Origin of the sequence: Gelidibacter sp. (assembly GCF_035577925.1) — a bacterium.
Classification (GTDB): Bacteria; Bacteroidota; Bacteroidia; order Flavobacteriales; family Flavobacteriaceae; genus Gelidibacter.
Map to the genome: position 1 here is coordinate 1 of NZ_DATJCY010000274.1, position 2,613 is coordinate 2,613.

4 protein-coding genes are annotated in these 2,613 nt (G+C 34.4%); all 4 read right to left on the minus strand.

Going from position 1 to position 2,613, the window contains the following annotated elements; genetic code table 11:
* On the minus strand, nucleotides 1-229 hold a 229-nt coding region (locus tag VNJ50_RS10770; RefSeq protein ID WP_325581734.1), incomplete at its 3' end, for a phosphoribosyl-AMP cyclohydrolase.
* A gap of 2 nt (nucleotides 230-231) precedes the next feature.
* Entirely contained in the window at nucleotides 232-987 is a 756-nt protein-coding gene (gene hisF, locus VNJ50_RS10775; RefSeq protein ID WP_325581736.1) for an imidazole glycerol phosphate synthase subunit HisF, read from the minus strand.
* A gap of 39 nt (nucleotides 988-1,026) precedes the next feature.
* Nucleotides 1,027-1,761: a 1-(5-phosphoribosyl)-5-[(5-phosphoribosylamino)methylideneamino]imidazole-4-carboxamide isomerase gene (gene hisA / locus VNJ50_RS10780; RefSeq protein WP_325581738.1), complete on the minus strand. Its 735-nt coding sequence runs from the start codon at nucleotides 1,759-1,761 to the stop codon at nucleotides 1,027-1,029.
* 222 nt (nucleotides 1,762-1,983) lie between these two features.
* A partial coding sequence (gene hisB / locus VNJ50_RS10785; protein ID WP_325581740.1) for an imidazoleglycerol-phosphate dehydratase HisB occupies nucleotides 1,984-2,613 on the minus strand: 630 nt, incomplete at its 5' end.

Below are 2,613 nucleotides of genomic sequence, written 5' to 3' on the forward strand. Positions count from 1 at the left end.
TATCTTGGTCACAATCTAATTGCATATCTACCAAATTTAAAAAATTACCACTTTCTTCACCTTTCGTCCATAAACGTTGTTTACTTCGACTATAAAAAGTAACCTTTTTAATTTCTTGGGTTTTCTTTAAAGCAGCTTCATTCATATACCCCAACATCAAAACAGTTTTGGTTTGAGCATCCTGAATGATTGCAGGAACTAAATTATCGGAATTGTATGTAATTTCCATCTTTAAAGTTTTACGTCGATATTATTATTTTTTAAAGTGGTTTTCAAATCTTTAATGTTGATTTCACCAAAATGAAATACACTAGCTGCCAGTGCAGCATCACATTGCCCAATTTGAAAAGCATCAATAAAATCTTGAACATTACCAGCACCACCCGATGCAATAATTGGGATATTTGAGTTGGTCGCTAATCTTTTCAATGCCTCAATAGGAAATCCGTTTTTTGTACCATCATGGTCCATGGAAGTAAATAAAATTTCGCCAGCACCACGATTTTCAACTTCTTTTGCCCAATCAAATAAATTCAATGCTGCCGATATGTTTCCACCCGAAGTATAAACCATCCACTCACCATCAATTTGCTTGGCATCAATAGCAATCACAATACTTTTACGTCCAAATTTTTTGGCCAATTCATTAATAAGATCAGGTTTTTTTACTGCCGAAGAATTCATTGCTATCTTATCAGCACCAGCTTTTAGCACCAAATGTGCGTCCTCGACCGATGTAATTCCGCCACCAACAGTAAACGGAATACTAATTTGTTCAGCTATTTTGGTTACCATTTCTAAAGTGGTTTTGCGCTCTTCCAAAGTTGCCGAAATATCAAGAAACACCAATTCATCGGCACCTTGATCTTCATATTTTTGTGCCAATTCAACAGGGTCACCGGCATCGATCAGATTTATAAAATTAACACCTTTTACAGTACGTCCGTTTTTAATATCCAAACATGAAATAATTCGTTTTGTAGTCATATATTTTTAATTTTTGACATTCTTAAATTCTTGTTTTTTTTATAAAAATCGTTGGAGTTCTTTTAAGCTTATTTTATTTTCATAAATAGCTTTTCCGATGATGACGCCCTCACAACCCAATTCTTTCAACTTTGATAAATCGTCAATATGTGAAATTCCCCCAGAAGCAATCAGTTTAATAGATTGATCGGAACTACTATTTGAACATCGCTCAATAATATGTCGATACAAATCAAACGACGGCCCTTGTAACATGCCGTCTTTGGCAATATCCGTGCAGATAACATATTCAATTTTATGTCTTTGATAATCTTTTATAAAAGGTATGACGTCCAAAGTACTTTCCTCCTGCCAACCACTAATCGCAATTTTTTCGTTATTACAATCCGCTCCCAAAATAATTTTATCCGATCCGTATTTTTCAATCCAAGATTGGAACATTAGAGGATTGGTCACTGCAATACTACCCCCTGTTATTTGTTTAACTCCCGAATTGAACACGATATGAACATCTTCATCAGATTGGAGTCCGCCGCCAAAATCTATTTTTAAATTGGTTTTTGTGGCTATTTGCTCCACAATTTTATAATTCACAATTTGTTTTGCTTTAGCACCGTCCAAATCAACCAGGTGCAAGTTTTGGATTCCGGCATCTTCAAATTGTTTGGCAACTTCCAAAGGATTTTCATTATAGACTGTTTTTAAACTAAAATCGCCTTTGGTTAATCGCACACATTTACCATCTATAATATCAATTGCTGGAATAATTCTCATTTTATTATTTTATAACTTGGTACACGACAAAAATTATATTTCATGGATTTTCCTTGATTTGACACCCCTGCCCTAAAGGGTGAATCAAGGAAAATCAGGCTCCCTTTAGGGTAAGGGCAAAACCGATTTTTGTCGTGTACTAAAATTTTATAATTATATTTATTTTATGAAATTTTAATGTTCAATATTTTAAGAAACACCTGGAAAATAAAAACCTGTTAATCAAAGCATTCCTTTTGTTGTTGGAAGGATCATTTTTTCTAAATCACGTTTGACCGCCATTTTAATGGATTTTGCAAAAGCTTTAAAAATAGCTTCAATTTTATGGTGTTCATTTTGTCCTTCTGCTTTTATGTTCAAATTGCATCGTGCACCATCCGTAAAGGATTTAAAAAAATGGAAAAACATTTCTGTTGGCATTTTTCCAATCATTTCACGCTCAAATGTAGCGTCCCAAACCAACCAGTTTCGTCCTCCAAAATCGATGGCCACTTGCGCTAAGCAATCATCCATCGGTAAACAAAATCCGTAACGTTCTACACCTAACTTATTTCCTAAAGCTTTTGCAAACAATTCGCCAAGCGCAATTCCTGTATCTTCAATAGTGTGGTGTTCATCAACTTCCAAATCACCTTCAACTTTAATTTTTAGATCCAATTGGCCATGACGCGCTATTTGATCTAACATATGGTCAAAAAAAGCAATACCTGTATCTATCTCACTTTTACCCGTACCATCAAGATTGATTTCCATGGCAATTTTTGTTTCATTGGTATTTCTAACAAGGTTTGAAATTCTATTTTCTGCTTTAAGAAACGTATAAATTTCTTCCCAATCCGTAGTTTCCAAACC

Bases quoted from the DNA above. Each gene is read 5' to 3' on its own strand.
- hisF (WP_325581736.1), bottom strand. From the start codon at position 987: ATGACTACAAAACGAATTATTTCATGTTTGGATATTAAAAACGGACGT.
- hisA (WP_325581738.1), bottom strand. From the start codon at position 1,761: ATGAGAATTATTCCAGCAATTGATATTATAGATGGTAAATGTGTGCGA.